Below are 21,046 nucleotides of genomic sequence, written 5' to 3' on the forward strand. Positions count from 1 at the left end.
GTAAATGCATCTTAAAAATGATTGAACACCAGGTTCACAAAGAAATTGCGCCCGGCTTCCGAAAAGCCTTCAACCAATGTATAATTAACATCAAAAATGTTATTCAATCCTGCTTCGGCAGAAATGAATTTATAGAGTTTCACCGACGCCTTTGTACATTATCGACCTGCTGAATGATATCATCAATGTTGCTGTTAAAAACGCTCGCTTGCAGGCTGAGTTTGTCAGCAATTTTTCCTGAATAGCTCAAATCAAAGTTTACAGCCGCTTCTGCACCCAGGTCAGGATTGGGAATGGCCTGGCCCATCCGGTAGGAATAGCGGTCTTTAATGGTTGCAAACCGCGTTTCGCGTGCTACTGACCCTTTAAGCGAATGGCTGGTGTTGATGTCCCAAAACAAGCCTATCTGCGCATTGACCGCATTGTTTTTACTGTCTGCAAAATTGGTGATTTCCTTGGTGTTTGCATTGTATTCCTGCGCCTTGTCGCTGCCGCGTGTGTTAAAGCTCAAGCCGGGAATAACGGCCAGAGAAGGGGTGATCTGATAGGTGTTTTCAATGCCTGCGGACAAGGTATTGTCAATGTAACCTTGCACGGGCTCGCCCAAGTCATGCTCCCGGTGCACATCACGCTTGTACTGCACGTTCAATTTGAACACGTTGCCAGCCAATGCTCTGGATTCATATTCTGCATTGCCACCAAATGTATAATCGTCGTAAAAACTTTGAAATGCGTAAGGCCTGGTTTGCTTGGTGTATGTTGTGTCATCGTAGCTAAACAGCTGGTTTACAAAAGTGTCATAGTATAGACGTGTCTTCACTTTACTTTTTTCGCCGACAGCTGTATTGGATATGAAATACAGGCTTTGCTTGTTCCACTTTGGCCATTGCCAGAAACGTGTCGTGATTTTGGAATCGTCACCCACATATGGAGGGTTTCCTTTCTCTCCATTTTGATTGACATAGCCGATCACATATTCGTCGGTTGCGTTTGGAGCGAAACCTGCTTTTACGCTGAATTTAAGATCATTGCGGTAAGCATTCTCGCGGTCATCAGTTTGCTGGTATCTTCTTTTCTTAAAGTCCTCGGACAGAGGGAATGTTTCCTGTTTTAGCTGCGATGCGCCAACCTGGTAAAAGAACTTGCCAAACCTGGAACCGGCATTGACATTCCACCGATAACCGTCCCCGCTGTAAATGCCAGCACGGCCATTGATTTCAAATTTGCTGACTGGTTTTCGGGAAACCAGGTTAATAGCGCCGCCCATGGTGTTTGCCCCGTAAAGAATCGATGCGAAACCTTTTGAAACGTTTATTTCAGCGAGATCGAATGTTGTAAAGCGTCCCATGTCCACATAGCCATCATATGGAACGTAAACAGGAACACCGTCAATGAATACCGGCACCTGCCTTAGGTCAAATCCGCGCACGTAAACCACGGATTCATTTCTTGGGCCAACATTGGCAATGCTAACACCAGGCAGGATGTTAAGTGCATTAGAAAGATCTGTCCGGTTGAATTTTTCTATTCTTTGATAGGTGAGAAAATTGTTGCTGTCCTTGCCAGAGATACCGGAAATCCTTAATTCCCCAAGTTGCAAAATCCTGCTGGCGCTAGCGGAGTCTGATGTTTGCTGCGCGTTGGCAAATCCAGGCAAACAGATCGTTAATGCTAAGAAGGCTAAAAGTTTTTTCATTATTAAGCGATATGTATTTACGGAAATATCGCAAATATAAAAACTCTTTATTTGCCTGTGATGTTTTTGAAAAAATCAGATTACAGACAAGAGTTCTTTTTCCGCTTTGACGACTTCAAGAAGTCTCTCATTGAAACTTTTGTAGGCTTCCATAACACGTATCCCGGCTTCTGTCAGTACAGCCCCGCCACCATGCGACCCGCCTTTTTGCGTGATCACATAAGGGCTATTTCCAAAAGTGTTCATGGCATCCACCATAGCCCAGGCCTTTTTGTAGGAAAGCCCCATCGCGCTTGCTGCCTTGGATATGGAGCCGGTTTGGGCGATATGCCCTAGAAGCTCGTAGCGGCCCGGGCCGAAGAACTTTATATTGTCTATAAAAACCCACTGGCTTATACGTATCTCTGTTTTTCGGTTCATATGAAAATGCTTGCAGATTAATTGGCATGTGATAAGGCACATGATTAATTATTCAAATGATGCAAAATAATCCGCTAAAATATTTTACATGAAAGGCTATTTTGAAGTCCAGGTCGACAAAAGGTGTAAAGTCTACTCTGACCTCAGCGTGTCCGCAGGATTTGTCATCGCCGTCCGGTAAGCCTGGACACCGATAGTACCAAGGCCCACCAGCAGCAGACTGCTCAGACATCTCAGAAAAACAGCCGGGCTAAGGGGCACCTGATAAGTGAAAATATTCAGGAAAAGACCTCCCAGAAAGTAACCAAGCGGAAATGCAATCGCGGAGGCTATTAAAATCAATTTTATAAAGCCGGAAGACAACAAGCTAATGATCTGCACCACACTTGCTCCCATGACTTTTCTGACCCCTACCTCTTTTGTTCTTTTTTCGGTTGTGTAACTGACCATACCGAGCAAGCCCATGGCAGCAATCACAAAGACAATAAATACGATTATTCCCGTAAAACGTTGATCCCCGCCTTCCGCATAGTCTTCGTAAAGCTGCTCCTCGTACCAGAAATGAACGAAGGACTCGCGCGGGTGAAATTTCTTCCAGATCTTATTCAGGGAAGAGGTAACATGCTCCTTATCAGCCCCCTCGGTGATTTTCAGGGAAAGTACTTTTATCTCCCCGGGATCATATGCAAATACCAGCGGGGCAACCGGCAGCTCATAACGCATGAAACAAAAATTACTGATTACCCCGGCAATTTGCACCTCTGTCTCATTGAGTTTGATCGCCTGCCCGACAAGGTCTTTGGGGTTATCAAAACCAAGAACTTTGGCCGCCCGCTCGTTGATCACCGCGAAATGTACCGAAGTATCCGCCGACGCTTCCGGCAAATTTCCTCCCGCCACAAACTTCAGCTGCATGTTTTCTATAAAATTGCCGTCCACTGCGTAGATGTAGGTATCCTGAGCGGCTAAACGCTGTCCTTTTGAGCCAATGTTACTGATCTTAGCTTTGCCAGCACCTTCGTTTAGCGTAGCCGAAGCCAGCCCTACCCTTTCTACGTCGGCCTGCTTACCCATTTCGTTTGCCAGCAATTTGAAATCCCTGGCAGGAACGGGAATATTGACAATATCCTTTCTATTAAAATTCTCATTATCAGTAGCCATATAGTCAAACTGACTATTGGAAATGCCGGTAAACGTCATAAAAACCAACGCGACCACGAACTGGATCACCACCAGGGATTTCCGGAAGCTGATCCTGCCAAGTCCAGCCGGGCCAAGGTCTCCTTTCAAAATCTGGGCAGGTTCATACGACGACAAAATCCTGGCAGGAAGCATTCCGGCCATTATGCCGGTAAGCAGTGTGAAAATCACGAATGAAACCCAAAGGAGTTCTGTTTGCTGCACTTCAAAGTTGAGCCAGCCTACGTGGACAAAAGATTTGATGAACAATAATCCCAGATACCCTACTCCCAGTGCAAAAAAGGCAATAACCACCGTTTCAGTCAGGAACTGCAACACAAGCTGCCAGCGTTTCGCACCTGCCACTTTTCTCACACCCACTTCCCGACCTCGGCTTAAGGACCGGGTAAGTGTCAGGTTGACGTAGTTGAAACCAGCAAGCAAAATCACTATCAATGGCACCAGCATGCTCACACCGATCTTCCAGAGTGGCTCCACATAGGGATTGTTGATCAGTCCTTCCGAATCAGGAGAGATCTTACTTAACCGCTGACTCCGATAGTTATGGCTTTTGATATCCTTAAAGGTGACATTTTTGTTATTATCACGGGCAACTTCGTGAATCGCTTTGTCCAGAACCTCTTGCTGACCGCCTTTTGTCAATAGTACAAATGTGTAAGTATTGTAATCCTGCCAGTTATCATTCTGAACCATTTTGTTTAATTGCGGAAAGGTAGCCATTGAGACAACCATATCAGACTTCAAATGTGTTGTGAAGGGTTTTATCGAAGAAAAGACACCAGAGACCATAAACGTGCCTAATTCCTGGCTTACAAGTGTTTTTCCAACCGGATCGGCATTGCCGAAGAAGCGTTCAGCTGTTTCTTTTGATAAAACCACCGTGCGGGGCTCAATACAAGGCTTGCCCTTTTCAAGTTTGAAACCGAAGATATCAAAATACGCCGGATCGACATACATCCCATCGACGTTCAAGGTTTTGATCCCATTATTGAGGTTTCCACCGAAATTGCGGACAACCCGGGTTGATTTTTCAACGACGCTCTGGCCAACGCTAAGTTTTTCGCCCAAAGGCAGGGGTGAAGATGCAAGGGCATATGCCTTCCCATCTTTTCCGGTTGCATCGGTGATGATCCGGTAGGTACGGTCAGGAAAAGGATGAAAAGAATCTTTTTCGAAACTACTTTGAACTTGCATGAGTTGTAAAAAGCAAAACGCCATGGCCAGCCCGAGCCCGAGAATGTTGATCAGCGAAAACAGCTTGTGTTTCCAGAGATTGCGGAACGCGATTTTGAAATAGTTTTGAAACATAAAATCAATGTTTTGTCCGGTTCTCTTCAAAATTAAAAGAATTATTCCAACACTAAATACGAACTGACAAACAGCTACTTACATCACGAATCCTCAAATTACCTGTTCGGAATTGAACAATCGAACTTACTGAAAACGTCCAGTCATTAGGTATTTAATTTAAATGTCAAACCTTTTCATATCCCTGATCAGCCCAAGTTTAAAATAAATTCTAAATCGTATCTCAACTTTGTACGAGTTATTCACCAAACTGAAATTCAATGAAGCCGTTATTGCTTTTCATTTGTACCGTTTTAATCTCATCAACCATTGATGCGCAATCTGTTAAAGTGACCTTATCAGGAACTGTCAAGGATGCGAAAGACAGTAAAGTATTGCCCTTTGTTACCGTTGCGCTGAAAAATGCGGCAGACAGTACTTTTGTCCAGGGTACCATTACCAGCGACGGCGGACTTTTCACTTTTGCTGAAATTAATCCGGGAAGTTATGTTCTTGAAACCTCTTACATTGGTTTTGAAACTATAAAACAGACTGTACCCATCGGTTCGCTCAGTCCGTTTCTTGATCTGGGGACCATTACTTTGAGCGAAGACGTGAAACAACTCAACGAAGTGACGGTTACGGGCGCAAATGCAGATGGTGTTGATGGTAGGATGGATAAAAAGACCTTTTCGGTGACCGACAACATCAGCCAGAGCGGCGGTTCACTTTTACAAGTCATGAAAAACCTGCCCGGCATCACCACAGACCAGGACGGAAAGGTTCTGATCCGGGGCAATGATAAAGTAGTGGTACTGATCGACGGAAAACAAACGGCGCTGACGGGATTCGGCAATCAGACTGGCCTTGACAACATTCCCGCTTCGGCAATTGAAAGAATTGAAGTGATCAATAACCCATCGGCCAAATACGATGCAAATGGCAACGCGGGGATCATCAACATCATTTACAAGAAAAATAAACAGGAAGGGTTTAATGGCAAAATCGGACTTTCCACAGGATTAGGGGCCCTTTGGATTAAAAACGCAAATTTTCCCGACATTCGTCCACAGTACCGGAACACTTTCAAGCTTAACCCATCTGTTTCGCTTAATTACCGGAAAAATAAAACCAACATTTTCTTCCAGGGAGATTACCTGCACACCCCTACCCTGAATAAAAATGAATTTACAGACCGCTTTTACGACGACGGAAGTGTGGTAAGACAGCAACTGAAAAGAAACCGGAACACCAACATCATTACGGGTAAAACCGGACTTGACTGGAACATCAACAGCAGCAATACCTTCAATATTTCTGCTTTATTCAGTAGTGAAAAGATCATCGACCGGGGAGACGAGCCTTTCTACAATGCCACGCTGAGCGAAAGATTCAGGCTCTGGCAGTTTCTGGAAGACGAGCTTAAAACCACGGTGACAGCCACGAGCTCTTTTCAGCATAAATTTCAGCAACCGGGACATTTGCTCAATCTTGGGCTAAACTACACGTTCCACCGTGAAGATGAAAAGTACTTTTTCACCAACACGCTCCCGGCTTCGACCGGACAGGACTCATTTAAACTATTGTCGGACGAAAGTGTGTTCGACCTTACTGCGGACTATGTAAAACCATTGAAGTTTGGGCATATCGAAGGGGGCATCAAGATCCGGAAACGCTACATTCCGACCAATATGCAGTTTTTCCCGGGCGCAAACTCGCCCATCGACAGCGCGGCTGGGGGCTGGGCCAATTACAATGAAACGATCCCGGCCATTTATGGAAATTACATATTTGAGGATCAAGATTTTGAACTCGAAGCTGGCCTGAGGCTGGAATATGTGGACTTGCGTTACTCGGTCAATCCAAACCACCCTACCTACAAAAGCAGTGGATATAGCTATACACAGCCATTTCCAAATGTGAGACTGGCCTATAAAATCAATGACAAGAATAGGGTGTCCTTATTCTACAACCGCCGTGTAGACCGGCCCAACGAGGTCGATATACGGATTTTCCCCAAATACGACGATGCCGAAATCATTAAAGTAGGAAACCCCGGCCTGCGTCCCCAGTTCACCAATACGCTGGAAGCAGGATATAAAACCAGCTGGGGCAGTGGCTATATCTATGCGGCGTTTTATCACAAAATGGCAAACGGGACGATCACACGGATAGGAAGCATTGCGCCAGGCAGCACCCTGATTTACAACATTTTCCAGAATGCAGGCCGAAGCCAGAACACCGGCGCAGAAGTGATCTGGCAACAACAAATCGCGCCTTGGTTCTCGCTGACAAGCAATGTAAATATGTATAAGAATACGATCGATGCTTTCACGGTGGAAAACCTGTACCCGAGACCTAACCGTTTTACTGCTGACAAACAGTCGGTAACATCGGGCAGTGGTAAAGTCAATGCGATGTTCAAGTTCAAAAAATCATTGGAAGGACAGCTTTCGGCAGTGTATCTGGCACCTGACATTGTCCCGCAGGGAAAAACCGGTTCCAGGTTTTCAGTAGATGCAGGGATGAAAAAGACAGTAAAAAAAGGAGAGTATTACATCAATGCCACGGATCTGTTCAACACACTGGTCATTCGGCGGACGGTTCAGGGGGACGGGTTTAGCTACGTCAGCAACGATTATTACGAGACCCAGGTAATCCGGATCGGCTATAGTTACAAGTTTTAATGATTAGCCCACCTCCCACTTATAGCCACGCCATAAATTGTTTTAAATAAGCTTTGCAGCCATGCAATCTCTTATGAAACCGGACAGTTTAGCCCTTTCAATGTCCGAAATCGTACGACGTTTCCAAATTTATGCCCTTCACAGCAGTAATGAGTCATTTTTTCAACTATGGTATAGTAATTGTCCCTCTTACAGAGACTATTTTCTGACCTGAATAACTCTTGGTATGAGCTTTCCCTTTAGCCTAACGCCCGCCGTTCTATTTGCCATTTTTTGGTTGCCGTCGGTAGCCCAATCACGAATTGAGTTGTTACAAAGCGCTTTGCCGTCCATGCTGGACAGCACCGCCACACCAGGCCTCTCAATTGCGCTCATTGAGAATGGTAAAGTAGCTTGGAGTAAAGGCTTTGGCGTTAAAAATAAAGACACCAAAGAAGTTGTTTCCGCCAGCACCATTTTCCGAGGAGCCTCTTTGGGAAAACCCCTCTTCGCCTATGCTGTCCTTCAATTGAGCAGCCAGGGAAAAATCGCGTTGGATAGTCCTTTGGTAGAGTATGTTCCCAAAACCTATTTAGAAAACCAGTTTTTAATGGGGCCTCAAGCCGATGAAAGGATCAGTTTAATAACGGCCCGAATGGTGTTGAATCATACCAGTGGCCTGCCAAACTGGCGTGCGGAAGGAAAGCCGTTGACTACGCTATTCTTGCCAGGAAGCCGATACAGCTACTCTGGAGAAGGGTATTACTTATTACAAAAGGTAGTTGAATACCTGGTCAAACAACCCATTGAGTTGTTCATGAAACAAATGGTGTTCGACCCATTGGGAATGAAAAATACGAGTTATGCGTATCAAGCAACTGACACCATTCGATACGCTCGCTCCTACGATATGACGGGAAAGCCCGTCGTTGATGAGCCGGAGGCACCCAATGTAGCCCATACCTTACGGACAACGGCGGAGGATTATGCCCGCTTTATCGTGGAAACTATGATGGAACCAGACCTGGGTAAGCGCATGACCATGTCGCTGGTCAGTTCCCCGGTGAAGACAGATATCTGCCAACCTGGTCAGGTATCCTGGGGCACCGGTTTCGCCATTCAACATACGGCAACCGGTGATCTGTTCTGCCAGTGGGCCAAAAGTCCGGCCGCGAGCGGCTACGTGATTGGTTCTTCCAGCCAACGAATAGCCGTGGTGTACTTTGTTAATATTGCTAATCAGGGGCTACGAATAGCAGAACGAATAGTCAAATTGGGACTAGGTTATGACGATCCCCTATTCAGGTGTTTTGGGGTGCGACCTTATAACGCTGGCCAATAACGGTTTCGGCCAAAAGTGAATTGGATCGGTTTGCAAACCCGGAATAAATCTATCTTGTTTCCAACCTATCGATTATACTTTTTCAACACTTCCTTCACACGCGCATGAGGTATGGCAAACCACTTATTGCCATTAATGCCCTCCATATCTTCGGCTGCAACCAGCGCATTAATGATAGCTTCCTCTGTGGCTTCAACCGTGGCCTTGAATATAGGGTTTAGGTGCCATTTTGGGATTACGTTCCAGGACTCAGCGGTGTATTCTTTATTATATATTGGGGTAGCCGTGCTGATTGCTAAAAATATCTCCCCTGAACCATTAGACGAATAGGTGCCTGTTCTGGCGATCCCGTGCGTTACCCGCTTTGCAATCAATTTTAATTGCCCGGGCAAAAGTGGCGCATCCGTCGCCACAATCGCGATGATAGAACCGTCTTTTCTTTTTTCCTCATTCACAACCGGTTCTTTGTCTGTGATCTCTTTGCCCACTGGAACCCCGGAAATAGTTAGGTCTTTTCTACCTCCGAAATTTGCCTGAACAAACACACCCAGAGTATATTGAACAGAGTCAATAGTAAACACACGGGAGGAGGTACCGCTTCCACCTTTGAATTCATACAACGCCATACCCGTACCTCCGCCAACATTCCCTTCTTTAACTTTTCCGCCGGTTGCATTGTCCAGAGCGTCCCACACATCTGCTTGTTTGACGTGGTGGCCATTAATATCGTTGAGCATGCCATCCCAGGTTTCACCGACTATGGGCAACCCGAATGAAAAGTCATCAAATTTGGGTTTGGAAAATTTTTTAAAGCTCCATGCCCCGATGGCATCTCTGACAACGCCAACACTATTGGTATTGGTAATGCCGATAGCGCCATAACCGCTGCCATAATCTTCCACATAAGGAAGCCCGGTCATTTCTCCATCGCCATTCAATGAAAACCAGGCTGCCGGATAGCTTTTATCTGTTTTTCCTTTGGGCAGGATCACCGTAACCCCAGTTCTTATGGGGCCCTTTCCGGGCTGTAATTTTCCATTGCCGCTAATGAGTGTTTTGTAGCCCACTTCTATTCCAGGTACATCAGTGATGGCATTATTTTTTCCCGGCTTCCCTTCAAATGAAATTCCCAAATCCCTGGCCCTTTCTTTATCCTGAGCAATTGAAATATGAGGGAATAAGCATAATAGGCAAATGGCTGTTAGTACCTGATTTAATGTATACATAGTTAATTGTACAGTTGATGTATCCACCAGACATTGCTAAAAGGATCTAAAATCCTGCAAACTTTCTCCCCAAACCACAATGTAGTGATTTCGGTCATTGATTTTGCTCCATGTTTGAGCGCTTTTTGATAGGTCCTTTCAACATCTTCAACATATAGATTCAAGAAATTATGATTCTCAATTTTATTGGAAAACGCAATCTTGAGAACCCAAAATTCTAGTTTTATGTCTTCATTAATCTTAACTTTATGACAATCATATTGAATATCATAACTAAACTAAGAAGAACCAATGAAGACAAATTTATTCAAATTATTGACGGTACTGTTACTGCTAACTGTATTCTCGGCTTGTGAAGATCACAATCTACCAAGCGATGTAATCGAACAAAAGGGATTGCTTTTGAGCCCTGAACAAGAATTCCCTGTAAAGCAAAGCGAGGCTTATGGTTGGGCTGATGTATCCTACAACAAGACAACGAAGCTTCTTAGTTACACGATTAAGTGGTATAATTTATCTGGTCTGCCCACAGGAGCGCACATGCATGGTACCGCATTGCGTGGTGCCAATGCCAGCATTAAACACGATTTCTTTGCATCAATCCCAAAAACAACAACAGGTACTTACTCGGGTAGTGTGCTGGTCGATGGCATTGCGATCAATGAGACGGATTTGTTGAATGGCCTCTATTATTTCAATTTCCATACAGCTCTTAACCCGGGTGGCGAGATCAGAGGCCAGATAGAATTTTATAATCAGCCGCACATTATCAGCAAAAAGGGTTTGTCCATTGATGTAATGCAAGAAGTACCTGCCAAAAATACCCTTGCGATGGGTACGGCAGATGTATCTTACAATAAGAATACAAAAGTGCTCAGCTATTACCTCACCTGGAAAAACCTGACTAGCATTCCAACCGGAGCGCACATTCACGGCACAGCTGCCAGAGGCGTAAATGCTCCGATTAAGCATGATTTTTTCGATTTAATTCCCAAGAAACTTGCAGGAGCCTACTCCGGTTCTGTTTTGGTTGACGGAACCGCCATTAATGAAACTGATTTACTGAATGGCAGGTATTATTTCAACATCCATAACATCATTTATCCGGGTGGAGAAATTCGTGGACAAATTGAATTCTAAAAATGCTGACCTAACTCCTGACCGATGTGGTCTCGGGGAAATCAGGGTTGATATTGCATGATGAAGCGGCCGTCTCAAATGTGAAATGAGACGGCCGCGTTTGCTTAAAACGGCATCGACACCTACTCCGCACCAGGACGAATATTAAGAATTGTTAATTTAGGATTGAAGAATAAATGGAACTTGATAATCCTAAATCCTCACCAGTGTGATCTGATCAGCCTTGGCGAAGACGAGCGGATATCTCTCCCAAATGACATTACTCGCATCCAACCCAAAATTGACATCCTCCTTTACCCCGATCAATTTCAAATTATAATAGGATTTGATTAGAAAATTACGCCAGTATGGCAAATTATTGTCATAAGACAAAAAGGAATTGGCAACCACGAAACGATAATCCCCAAAATCATCCGTATCATATTTTCTCTCTTCGGACTTTTCATAACTCAGTTCTCCTTTGGCCATGAGCTCCATGGCGATCTTGCGAAAAAACAGGTCCACTTTCGGTTCAATACGGAAACCGATGTGCAAAACGACATGATAAACGTCGTTGATAGCCAAGGCGCTGGCCTCGTATTGTAATGTGTATGGCTCATCAGTTACCTTTACATGCAGGAACCAGTAAATGTCTGCCCGCTTGGCAGGTGCTTGGAAAATAGAATCAAGCACCCTGTTTTCAATGGTGTCAGGGCTATCTGATGAAGTCAAATAAATCAGGTTAGTAGCATGGTTGCGAATCTTGCTATTGGTGCTCAAATCTTTGAGTTTTTGCAAAACAAGCGGTGATAACTGCGTCCTGGCAATCAGCTTATCTTGAGAAGTTTTGCCATAATACCAGATCAACATAAGTCCCGTAAGCAAGCCCCCAACGACCAGCATTATCCAGCCGCCCTCATGAAGTTTTTGAAGATTTGCAATCAAGAAAGACATTTCAACGGCCAAAAAAAGCGAAGTAATAAGCACGATAGCGATCAATGGCACTTTTCTTATCTTTAGATACAGCGTGATCAGAAACGTAGTAATAAGCATGGTCAAGGTCACTGAAAGCCCGAATGCAGCTTCCATGTTTTTGGACTCCCTAAAATGGAGTACCATCAGGATACAGGCCACCATCAAAAACCAGTTAAAAAAAGGAATGTACATCTGTCCCTTAATACTTCCGGGGAAAACGACCCGGTTTCGGGGCCATAAGCCCAGGCGGATTGCTTCATTGACCAGCGTAAAGCAGCCGCTGATCAGTGCCTGGCTGGCAATGACGGTAGCCCAGCGATGCCGGGATGACGGAAGGGATATAAATGGCCTCCGGGATAATATTGTAAAATGGGCTCAGGTCATTGGCAACACCGTTATTAAGCAGCCAGGCCGTTTGGCCACCATAGGAAAGCAGGAGGGTTATTTTAATATAGATCCAGCTAACTCGAATATTATTTCTTCCCACATGTCCCATATCGCTGTACAAGGCTTCCGCTCCGGTGGTGCAAAGAAATATGCCCCCCAGAAACCAGAACCCGCCAGGAAAATCACTTAAAAGCTTATAAGCATAGTACGGATTTATCGCCTTTAAAACGGACGGATTTGAAAAGATCGAGAGCAAGCCAATGCCCCCAATAAAGGAAAACCAGATCAGCATAATAGGGCCGAAAAACTTGCCGATCTGCTGGGTACCGAGCTGCTGGATCAGAAAAAGGAAAACGATAATGGCAATTACAATCGGCACTGTATCAAGATCCGGATTGAATTTTTGCAAACCCTCGATAGCTGATGCTACCGAAATAGGAGGTGTGATGATCCCATCTGCAATTAAAAAAGCGCCCCCCATCACTGCCAGCACCACTGCCCACTTGCCAAAATAACTGCGGATCAACGTGTAAAGCGAGAAAATGCCCCCCTCCCCGTTATTGTCGGCCGTGAGCGTGATAATGATGTATTTGAGCGTTGTTTGAAGGGTAAGTGTCCAGATAATACAACTCAGAATGCCCAGCGCTTTTACTGGATTGACCACCTCACCGGAATGAAACAACGCATTAAGGGTATACAAAGGAGAAGTGCCGATATCGCCAAATACAATGCCCGTTGCAAGCAATACCCCCGCCAGCTTAACCCTGCTATGAAACTCCTGAATGTTGTAGTGTTGGTCCAAAATAAGGTGCTGATTATTTAGCAAAAAGATATTACCTACGCCTTGGCAAGCTGGAAATAAAAGGTACTGCCCATGCCAATCTCGCTGTTAACGCCAATGGCCCCTCCTTGGGCCTCAATAAATTCCTTACTGATCGCAAGCCCCAAGCCCGTTCCGGTCTTCGAACTGCCAGGCACTTGAAAATACCTGTCAAATATTTTGTTTCGGTACCGGCTATCGATGCCTTTTCCTTCGTCCCGCACCGAGAACCTGACACCGTTTTGCCCATCCCTGATTTCCAGCAGCAACCGGCCCTCTTGCTGTGAGTAGCGGATCGCATTGGTCAAAAAATTGATAAGCACCCAAGCTGTTTTTTCCATGTCCGCTTTTACATCCGGCAAATTTTCATCTGTTTGTACCACCAGTTCGATCCCCTTCTGTTCCATGGAAAGCTTCACGGCATCCAGGGCATATTGCATGATAGAAGCCGGGCTGCTTGGCTGGATACTAAGCTGAATATTACCCGTCTCCACTTGTGACATATTCAGAAGCTCACCGGTAATTTTTAAAAGCCTGTTGCTATCTTCCTTGATGCTTTCCATCAACTGCTTTTGCTCTTCATTAAGCATACCGGTTTGCTGGCTTTCCAAAAGTTGCAAGCTCATTTTAATAGAAGAAATTGGTGTTTTCAGCTCATGGGAAACCGTCGCAATAAAATTGGTTTTGGCAAAATCCAGTTCTTTGAATGGGGTAATATTCTTCAAAAGGATTACCTGTCCAATAAATTTCTTCTGACGCTCCCCGGTCGGAATGATTGTTATATCGACAACTTCCTTTTCAAAATAACTTTCTTTGTCGTCCGCGTAAATTTTAAGTGACGGCGTGGTTTTATACCCAATGTCACCATTCATGCCGGTTTTATTTTGAATCAGGGCGCGTATTAGATCATTGTGTTCCGCCAACTCAATGGCAGACTTGCCAAGTAGGTCGCTACCGGCAATTCCGGTAATCTTGACTGCTTCTTCATTGGCAAACAGTATTCGTTGGTTTTCATCCAACCCAATCACTGGCTCATGCATGTTATTGATCAAAGCTTCAATGCGCTTTTTTTCGACAAGGATCTGAGATAGATTGCTATTGTCGTATTCTTCGAGCTTTTCAGCCATCGTATTAAAAGAGTTCGCCAGCTCGCCAAATTCGTCCTTGCCAGAGAAATGCAACCGTTCGGCGTATTTTTTCGCTGCGATCGCGCGGATACTTTCAGTTAGTTCCCGGATCGGGTTGCCTATATTGCCCGGCATGTTGATCAGCAAGGTAAATGCGATCAAAAAACAAACGGTACCCGTCAGTGCAATCCATATAAATGCAGACTGGACCGTCGCTAAGGCCTTATCACTTTTGGCTCGGATCGCTTCCATATTGATCCGAGTCAGCTCGGCCAGGTCATTTCTAATCAGTACTGCCAGGTGCTTACTGTTAGGGTCTGTTTTCAGCGAAGCGTAATGAGCGCGGATTTTTTCGGTGATTTCCCCTTCCCCGGGCTCTGTCACATTAGCCATTTGATTTTTCAGGTTTTGCTCAAACTTCGTCCAAGCTTCCGGGTTGATTTGGATTTGGTCAATGGCCAAAAACATACTCCTGGTGTAATCCAGTGTCTTGTAGTTGTCCAGCAAGATGTTTTCAGTGTCTTCTTTTAATACATAAATGCACCTGGCCGCGATTAGCGATAGTGCCAGGATCATCAAAAACAGGACACCAAGTCCAAGCCGCAGTTTGGTTTTAATTTTCATAAGGAGAGAGTCAGAGTATGTCTACGACAAGATAACCAGGTCAATGTCTGAGGATGAGAGTTTTTTTAACAAGTTATTGAAAAGGTTGGTGGCTAATATTACCTTGAGCAGGTTAATGTGTGGCTTTCCAAGACAGATGGTTGTGATCTCCCGTTGCTCGGCAACCTGGATAATAGCTTGGGAGATATTGGCATCCTGCACCCGGATGATCTCTGCCCCCATTTCGGTCGCAAGTTTAAAATTATTAATCAAATGCCGCTGCTTGTCCAGCGCTATTTTGTCCTGGCTCTCATTGGGCGTCTGCACATATAACACAAACCATTTGCTGTTGTAATAACTGGCTAGTCGCGCCGTCTTGCGGATCACGTGCCGTGCCGTATTTTCATTGCTGCTGATGCAGGCGAGGAATTTCTCCCTTTTGGATGCGACCAGCTTCGGAATTTCAGATTCGACTTTGCGTTCGACCTGACTAGCCACTTCTTTCAAGGCAAGTTCCCTGAGTTGCAAGATATGGTCAGCCTTGAAAAAATTATTAAGCGCAGTCTGGATTTTGTCGGGCTTGTAAATCTTGCCTTCTTTCAGTCTGGTGATCAGCTCATCGGCTGTAAGGTCAATGTTAACCACCTCATCGGCTGCTCCCAGCACGCTGTCCGGGATCCGCTCCTTTACTTCAACACCGGTAATCTCTTTGACTTCTTCGTTAAGCGATTCAATATGCTGGATATTGACAGCACTGATCACATTGATCCCCGCTTCCAGGATTTCAAGAACATCTTGCCAGCGTTTGTCATTTTTGCTGCCTTCAATATTGGTATGCGCCAGCTCGTCGACTACCACGACCTCAGGCCTGAGACTGATCACCGCCTGCACATCGAGCTCATCAAGCTCTTTTCCCTTATAAAAAAGCTTACGGCGCGGAATGACGGGCAGGCCTTCAAGCAGATCATGGGTCTCTTTTCGGTTGTGGGTCTCAATGTATCCGATCTTAACGTCAATACCATTGCGCAGCAGCGCATGCGCTTCCTGAAGCATCCGGAATGTTTTGCCAACCCCGGCGCTCATGCCGATGTAAATTTTGAATTTGCCACGTCGGGACCTTTTGATCAGGTCCAGGAAATGCTGTGCGCTTGGATTGGTTTCGGCCATGTTTAAGTAGGGTTAAAATCGCTGGCAGCCGGGATTCAACTGCAACTGGCTTTCAGCCTGTTTATCATTGAATATCTGTGGCGCCTTTGGAAATTTGCTGTACCTGCGTCGCTGTTTGTAGGCGCAGGCAAATGCCTTATAGTTTCTCCAAAGCCAAATTCAGACTAAGCACATTGACTTTATCCGGCCCAAACAGACCTAATAATGGCTTTTCAGTATTCGAATCGATAATCTGTTTGATTTTGTCTTCGGAAACTTTACGGACAGACGCAATCCTTTTGACCTGTACCAATGCTGCCTTGGGCGAAATATCCGGATCAAGCCCGCTGCCACTGGCAGTAACGAGCTCTACTGGGATGTCCTTTTTATCAACGCCCGGATTGTGAACAAGGAATGTATCGATACGGGCCTGCACGATCCCCAGATATTCAGGGTTAGAAGGGCCTTTGTTACTGCCACCACTTCCGGCAGCATTGTAACCTACTGCGGACGGGCGGCTGTTGAAAAACCGGTCTTTTGTGAATGTCTGACCAATGTTTGCGTAGTATTTTTTACCATTGGCAGTGACCACCCTGCCATGGCCGTTGTTGGGTGCGAGTTGGGCAACAGCCCAGATCAAAGCCGGGTAAACTGCGCTGAAAAATATCAAAGTAACCAGCGTAAGTTTGATTGCGGGAAATATGTTCGTTTTCATTTTTTTAATTTTTTAACTCTTCTAACTAATTCCTAAATCCAGATGCTCACCACCAGGTCAATCACTTTGATCCCAATAAAAGGCACCAAAATCCCACCCAGACCGTAGATAAAAAGGTTACGTCTCAGAAGTGCACTCGCGCCAATTGGTTTATAAGCCACCCCTTTCAAAGCGAGCGGGATCAGGAAAGGGATAATTATTGCATTAAAGATTACTGCCGACAGGATGGCGCTCTCCGGGCTATTCAGACGCATGATGTTCAATCCTTGAAGTGCCGGGATACTGGCAATAAACAGCGCCGGGATGATGGCAAAGTATTTGGCTACGTCATTCGCAATGGAAAAAGTCGTCAGCGTTCCGCGCGTCATCAGCAGCTGCTTTCCAATTTCTACAATTTCGATCAGTTTGGTCGGGTCATTGTCCAGATCGACCATGTTACCAGCTTCTTTCGCTGCCTGGGTACCGCTGTTCATAGCCACGCCCACGTCAGCCTGCGCAAGGGCAGGTGCATCGTTGGTACCGTCCCCCATCATCGCCACAAGCTTTCCGCCTTCCTGCTCTTTTTTAATGTAATTCATTTTGTCCTCCGGCTTCGCTTCGGCGATAAAATCGTCCACACCTGCCTTCTCCGCAATGAACTTGGCTGTCAGTGGGTTATCACCGGTTACCATCACCGTTTTGACCCCCATTTTTCGAAGGCGCTCGAACCGCTCGCTGATACCCGGCTTGATAATATCCTGCAATTCGATCACCCCTAATACCCTTTCATTTTCAGAAACTACCAGGGGCGTACCACCATTGCTGGAAATCGTTTTTACATGTTCTTCAATTTCTGATGGAAATTGGTTCCCTGCATTGACAACCAGGCTGCGGATCGAGTCAAAAGCACCTTTACGGATCCGGGTAGTTTCGAAGTCCACTCCGGAGCTGCGGGTTTCGGCGGTAAACTTGATGAACTTGGGGTCGGATAGCTGATAGGTTGAAGCATTGGCATTGGCCAGTTCCAGGATCGATTTTCCCTCGGGCGTCTCATCGGAGATCGAGCTGAGTACCGCAGACTTTATAAAATGGTTTTCGGTAATGCCCTTAGCAGTGTAAAAATGAGTGGCCTTTCTATTTCCGATTGTAATGGTACCTGTTTTGTCAAGCAAAAGCACATCGATATCCCCCGCTGTTTCCACTGCCTTACCGGATTTGGTAATCACATTAGCCCGTAGCGCGCGGTCCATACCAGCAATACCAATAGCTGATAGCAGGCCGCCAATCGTTGTCGGGATCAAACAGACAAACAGCGAAATAAATGCGGCAATGGTAATGGGCGTATTTGAGTAATCGGCGAAAGGTTTTAAGGTTATGCAGACAATCACAAACACCAGCGTAAACCCAGCCAAAAGAATCGTCAGGGCTATTTCATTGGGTGTTTTCTGACGGCTTGCACCTTCTACCAATGCAATCATTTTGTCCAGAAAGCTTTCGCCCGGTGCAGTGGTGACCATTACCTTGATCTTATCGGACAACACTTTGGTACCGCCTGTCACGCTGCTTTTATCGCCCCCCGCTTCACGGATCACTGGCGCGGACTCACCTGTGATGGCACTCTCGTCAATGGTTGCCAGACCTTCGATGATCTCACCATCGGTCGGAATGTTATCACCGGCTTCGCAAATGAAGACATCTCCCTTTTTCATTTGGGCCGACATCACACTTTGGGTTGAAACAGAGAAGCCTTGCTTATTTTCGATGACCAGTTTTGCTGGTGTTTCTTCGCGCGTTTTCCGCAAACTGTCGGCCTGGGCTTTTCCGCGGGCTTCGGCAATGGCTTCGGCAAAGTTGGCAAACAGCAGCGTGAGCAGCAGGATCAAAAAGATCGCAAAGTTGTAACCGAAACTACCTTGCGTGGTATCGCCGGACAATATCCAGATACAGACCGCAAACATGACGAACGTCCCTATTTCTACGGTGAACATCACCGGGTTTCGGAACAATATCTGTGGATTTAATTTGATAAAGGATTGCTTGAGAGCTTCACTTACCAGATCCTTTTGGAACAAGGATGCATTTTGATTTTTCATTTTTTTGGAGCTATTGGCTATTAGCGGTTAGCGATTAGCTTTTGGCTGCTAGCTGTTATTTTAATTTGTTCAGTTTAATTAACGCATGCTGAAATACTCAGCAATTGGACCTAGTGTCAGCGATGGGAAGAATGAAAGTGCTGTGATGATCACGATCACGGCCAGTACCATCATTCCAAATGTAGCTGAATCCGTACGCAGCGTTCCCGCGCTTTCGGGGATGTATTTTTTATTAGCCAAAAGTCCTGCAATGGCAATCGGCCCGATAATCGGGATGAAACGCGAAAGGATCAAAATAAAGCCTGTGGTAATGTTCCACCAGGGGTTATTGTCACCCAAACCTTCAAAACCGCTTCCGTTATTGGCTGCTGAAGATGTATATTCATACAGCATCTCACTGAATCCGTGAAAGCCAGGATTGTTCAGGTTAGCCGATGTAATTTCAGGAAAAGCCGTCGCCAGTGCGGTGCCTGCTAGGATCAGCAGTGGGTGGAGCAGCGCAACGATCATCGCAATTTTCATTTCACGTCCTTCAATTTTTTTACCTAAAAACTCAGGCGTACGACCTACCATCAAGCCACTGATAAAGACGGCAAGGATGATAAAAATAAAGAAATTCAAAATTCCTACCCCGCAACCACCATAAAAGGCATTGGTCATCATGGCCAGCAGCTGCATCATCCCGGAGAGCGGCATGCTGCTATCATGCATGGAATTGACCGACCCGGTTGAAATAACGGTAGTGGCTATACTCCAAAAGCCGGAAGCAGCGCTGCCAAATCTTACTTCCTTACCCTCCATCGCACCCGAGCCCATATCAACGCCCATTTGCGCGATGGCCGGGTTACCATTCACTTCCCAGATAATAGTGGGGACACAAAGCAATAGAAAGCCAAGGGTCATCACCCCGAAAATCATCCAGGCCATTTTCTTTCTTTTCAAGAAAAATCCAAACGCAAAGATCATAGCCAAGGGTATAATCATTTGAGCGAACATCTCAACCATATTAGTTGCATAATTCGGGTTTTCTAATGGGTGGGCTGAGTTAGCGCCATAAAATCCACCACCATTGGTACCCAAATGCTTGATAGCAACGAAGGCTGCTACCGGGCCGGTTGAAACACCAACGGTGTCGCCTTGCATGCTGATAATGCTGTCCTTGCCACCGAAAGTCATCGGCGTGCCATTAAACGCAAGGAAAATAGCAACAAGTATGGAAGCGGGCAGCAGGATGCGCGTACATGACAGCACCAACAGGTTGTAAAAATTACCCAATTTTTCGGCAGTCCTTTCTTTCAATGCAATGAATATTACCACTGCCGCGGCCATACCGGTGCCAGCACTTAAGAAGTGCAGGAACATCAAAAACAGTTGCGACAAATAGCTTACGCCGCTTTCGCCAGAATAATGCTGCAAATTACAGTTGACAACAAAAGAAATGCTGGTATTGAATGCCAGGTCAGCGGTTTGTCCGGGGTTGCCATCTGGGTTTAATGGCAGCCAGCCCTGGTTCATCAGCACAAACATGCCCAGCAAAAACCAGACAAAGTTGATGGTCAGCAAGGCCACCATGTGCTGCTTCCAATTCATTTCGGCCTTGCGGTCGATTCCGCTGATGCGGAAAAATAACTTTTCAACAGGAGTGAGTACAACGTCCAGCAGCGTTTTTTCACCCGCATAGACCTTCGCAATGTACTTTCCAAATGGGATGGCCAGCAGGATCGTAACTGCATACATGGCAATGACGCCTAAAATTTCTGTGTTCATGACCTATGGTGTTAAAATTTTTCGGGTTTGATTAATACATAGCACATGTAGAAAAACACGCCGATGGATACAATGAATAATGCTGCCATGATTTTAGATCTTTTCAAAAAATTTGACGGTTTGATAAAATAGCGCAAAGCAGGCGCAGCCTGCGGCCACCAAGAGGATTGTAAGCATGATGTATAATATTTAGGTGAAAGCTTGATAAATAAGGCCTGATATTGCGATCAATACGTAAAATGCAATCAGGATATGAAAGGGCTTAATGTCCTGACGGATGGCGGCAAGCCTTCTTGTAGATCGATATGTTTTATGCATGATATTTACTTTTTACTTCATGCATTCCAAATGCATACCAAAACTTTCATACAGAAAGAAACGTGCTCATTATCAAAGTTTTATGTACTTAATGAGTCATTTTTGGCTATGTTAAACACTATCATTTTGATAGGTACCCCTATCAAAAAAGACTAATGAT

15 protein-coding genes are annotated in these 21,046 nt (G+C 45.4%); 3 read left to right on the forward strand and 12 right to left on the reverse strand.

Translation table 11 applies throughout. The features are described from left to right. Positions 1-139: 139 nt before the first annotated feature. From FHS68_RS08940 to FHS68_RS08950, 3 genes are all read right to left on the reverse strand, one after another. The gene (locus FHS68_RS08940; protein ID WP_229211826.1) at positions 140-1,696 is read right to left on the reverse strand and encodes a TonB-dependent receptor plug domain-containing protein; all 1,557 of its coding nucleotides are present in this window, start codon (positions 1,694-1,696) and stop codon (positions 140-142) included. A 75-nt stretch (positions 1,697-1,771) separates the two neighbouring features. Continuing rightward, positions 1,772-2,116 carry a winged helix-turn-helix domain-containing protein gene (locus FHS68_RS08945; protein ID WP_167269264.1) on the reverse strand — a complete coding sequence of 115 codons (345 nt, stop codon included), beginning with the start codon at positions 2,114-2,116 and terminating at the stop codon, positions 1,772-1,774. Between the two features lie 132 nt (positions 2,117-2,248). Next, positions 2,249-4,624, reverse strand: coding sequence for an ABC transporter permease (locus FHS68_RS08950; RefSeq protein ID WP_167269265.1), 2,376 nt, complete (start codon positions 4,622-4,624; stop codon positions 2,249-2,251). Positions 4,625-4,884: 260 nt separating this feature from the next. Here FHS68_RS08950 and FHS68_RS08955 point away from each other — a divergent pair, with 260 nt between their 5' ends. Next, on the forward strand, positions 4,885-7,290 hold the full coding sequence (locus tag FHS68_RS08955; RefSeq protein WP_167269266.1) for a TonB-dependent receptor: 2,406 nt from the start codon (positions 4,885-4,887) through the stop codon (positions 7,288-7,290). A gap of 226 nt (positions 7,291-7,516) precedes the next feature. Next, the gene (locus FHS68_RS08960; protein ID WP_167269268.1) at positions 7,517-8,611 is read left to right on the forward strand and encodes a serine hydrolase domain-containing protein; all 1,095 of its coding nucleotides are present in this window, start codon (positions 7,517-7,519) and stop codon (positions 8,609-8,611) included. Between the two features lie 65 nt (positions 8,612-8,676). On the opposite strand, the gene FHS68_RS08965 is transcribed toward FHS68_RS08960, so the two are convergent. Both FHS68_RS08965 and FHS68_RS26765 read right to left on the reverse strand, forming a co-directional pair. Beyond that, entirely contained in the window at positions 8,677-9,837 is a 1,161-nt protein-coding gene (locus FHS68_RS08965) for a DmpA family aminopeptidase (protein WP_167269270.1), read from the reverse strand. 2 nt (positions 9,838-9,839) lie between these two features. Then, a complete protein-coding gene (locus tag FHS68_RS26765; protein WP_374757503.1) occupies positions 9,840-10,001 on the reverse strand; it encodes a VOC family protein in 162 nt (53 codons plus the stop codon). A gap of 127 nt (positions 10,002-10,128) precedes the next feature. Between FHS68_RS26765 and FHS68_RS08970 the strand changes: the two genes are divergently transcribed. Further along, positions 10,129-10,977, forward strand: a complete 849-nt coding sequence (locus tag FHS68_RS08970) for a CHRD domain-containing protein (protein WP_167269272.1) — start codon at positions 10,129-10,131, stop codon at positions 10,975-10,977. 192 nt (positions 10,978-11,169) lie between these two features. Here the strand turns inward: FHS68_RS08970 and FHS68_RS26555 are convergent, their stop codons facing one another. From FHS68_RS26555 to kdpA, 7 genes are all read right to left on the reverse strand, one after another. Further along, on the reverse strand, positions 11,170-12,294 hold the full coding sequence (locus FHS68_RS26555; RefSeq protein ID WP_310588557.1) for a KUP/HAK/KT family potassium transporter: 1,125 nt from the start codon (positions 12,292-12,294) through the stop codon (positions 11,170-11,172). Beyond that, positions 12,188-13,120, reverse strand: a complete 933-nt coding sequence (locus FHS68_RS26560; RefSeq protein ID WP_262889580.1) for a KUP/HAK/KT family potassium transporter — start codon at positions 13,118-13,120, stop codon at positions 12,188-12,190. The genes FHS68_RS26555 and FHS68_RS26560 overlap by 107 nt, the downstream gene beginning before the upstream one ends. Positions 13,121-13,155: 35 nt before the next feature. After that, the gene (locus FHS68_RS08980) at positions 13,156-14,889 is read right to left on the reverse strand and encodes an ATP-binding protein (protein ID WP_167269274.1); all 1,734 of its coding nucleotides are present in this window, start codon (positions 14,887-14,889) and stop codon (positions 13,156-13,158) included. A 21-nt stretch (positions 14,890-14,910) separates the two neighbouring features. Then, positions 14,911-16,035, reverse strand: coding sequence for a sensor protein KdpD (locus FHS68_RS08985; RefSeq protein ID WP_167269276.1), 1,125 nt, complete (start codon positions 16,033-16,035; stop codon positions 14,911-14,913). A gap of 136 nt (positions 16,036-16,171) precedes the next feature. After that, positions 16,172-16,729, reverse strand: coding sequence for a K(+)-transporting ATPase subunit C (locus FHS68_RS08990; protein ID WP_167269278.1), 558 nt, complete (start codon positions 16,727-16,729; stop codon positions 16,172-16,174). A gap of 32 nt (positions 16,730-16,761) precedes the next feature. Further along, a complete protein-coding gene (gene kdpB, locus FHS68_RS08995; RefSeq protein ID WP_167269280.1) occupies positions 16,762-18,801 on the reverse strand; it encodes a potassium-transporting ATPase subunit KdpB in 2,040 nt (679 codons plus the stop codon). 78 nt (positions 18,802-18,879) lie between these two features. Continuing rightward, a complete protein-coding gene (gene kdpA / locus FHS68_RS09000) occupies positions 18,880-20,568 on the reverse strand; it encodes a potassium-transporting ATPase subunit KdpA (protein WP_167269282.1) in 1,689 nt (562 codons plus the stop codon). Positions 20,569-21,046 lie beyond the last annotated feature (478 nt).

The sequence above is a fragment of the Dyadobacter arcticus genome (genome assembly GCF_011762185.1).
Taxonomy (GTDB): domain Bacteria; phylum Bacteroidota; class Bacteroidia; order Cytophagales; family Spirosomataceae; genus Dyadobacter; species Dyadobacter arcticus.

Excerpts from the sequence above, each read along its gene's own strand:
- FHS68_RS08940 (WP_229211826.1), bottom strand. The coding sequence starts at position 1,696 with ATGAAAAAACTTTTAGCCTTCTTAGCATTAACGATCTGTTTGCCTGGA.
- kdpA (WP_167269282.1), bottom strand. The coding sequence starts at position 20,568 with ATGAACACAGAAATTTTAGGCGTCATTGCCATGTATGCAGTTACGATC.
- kdpB (WP_167269280.1), bottom strand. The coding sequence starts at position 18,801 with ATGAAAAATCAAAATGCATCCTTGTTCCAAAAGGATCTGGTAAGTGAA.
- FHS68_RS08990 (WP_167269278.1), bottom strand. The coding sequence starts at position 16,729 with ATGAAAACGAACATATTTCCCGCAATCAAACTTACGCTGGTTACTTTG.
- FHS68_RS08985 (WP_167269276.1), bottom strand. The coding sequence starts at position 16,035 with ATGGCCGAAACCAATCCAAGCGCACAGCATTTCCTGGACCTGATCAAA.
- FHS68_RS08945 (WP_167269264.1), bottom strand. The coding sequence starts at position 2,116 with ATGAACCGAAAAACAGAGATACGTATAAGCCAGTGGGTTTTTATAGAC.
- FHS68_RS08960 (WP_167269268.1), top strand. The coding sequence starts at position 7,517 with ATGAGCTTTCCCTTTAGCCTAACGCCCGCCGTTCTATTTGCCATTTTT.
- FHS68_RS08950 (WP_167269265.1), bottom strand. The coding sequence starts at position 4,624 with ATGTTTCAAAACTATTTCAAAATCGCGTTCCGCAATCTCTGGAAACAC.
- FHS68_RS08955 (WP_167269266.1), top strand. The coding sequence starts at position 4,885 with ATGAAGCCGTTATTGCTTTTCATTTGTACCGTTTTAATCTCATCAACC.
- FHS68_RS08965 (WP_167269270.1), bottom strand. The coding sequence starts at position 9,837 with ATGTATACATTAAATCAGGTACTAACAGCCATTTGCCTATTATGCTTA.
- FHS68_RS08970 (WP_167269272.1), top strand. The coding sequence starts at position 10,129 with ATGAAGACAAATTTATTCAAATTATTGACGGTACTGTTACTGCTAACT.
- FHS68_RS08980 (WP_167269274.1), bottom strand. The coding sequence starts at position 14,889 with ATGAAAATTAAAACCAAACTGCGGCTTGGACTTGGTGTCCTGTTTTTG.